The following is a 495-nucleotide window of genomic DNA, read 5'->3' on the forward strand; positions in this document are numbered from 1 at the left end:
TCGCCGCATCTGGTGAACTGGCACGAGCGCTACCGTCTCGCCGCCGAAGGCGGCGGCAGGCTGGTCGATGATCAGGTCTTTGCCGAAGCCATCGCCCGCGTTGCGGCCGCCAATGAAGGCCAGAAGATCACGGTCTTCGAAATCCTCACCGCCGTCACCTTCCTGCTGTTCGCGGAGCATCCGGCCGAAGCCGCAATCATCGAGGTCGGCCTTGGCGGCCGCTTCGACGCCACCAATGTCATCGCCAGGCCGGCGGTGTCGGTGATCATGCCGGTGTCGATGGACCATGAAGCCTATCTCGGCGACCGGGTCGAACTGATCGCCGCCGAGAAGGCCGGCATCATCAAGCCCGGCTGCCCGGTCGTCATCGGCGCGCAGGAAAGCGAGACGGCGCTGCAGGTGCTGATCGACACCGCCGAGCGGCTCGACTGCCCGACCTTCGTCTACGGCCAGGATTTCCTCGCTTTCGAGGAAAATGGGCGCATGGTCTACCAG

Annotated in this window: 1 pseudogene; it reads left to right on the top strand. The window is 65.1% G+C overall.

Annotation, left to right across the window (positions count from 1 at the left end):
- A pseudogene (locus EN781_RS33815) lies at positions 1-495 on the top strand (bifunctional folylpolyglutamate synthase/dihydrofolate synthase); the annotation flags it as partial.

The sequence above is a fragment of the Mesorhizobium sp. M4A.F.Ca.ET.090.04.2.1 genome (genome assembly GCF_003999085.1).
Taxonomy (GTDB): domain Bacteria; phylum Pseudomonadota; class Alphaproteobacteria; order Rhizobiales; family Rhizobiaceae; genus Mesorhizobium.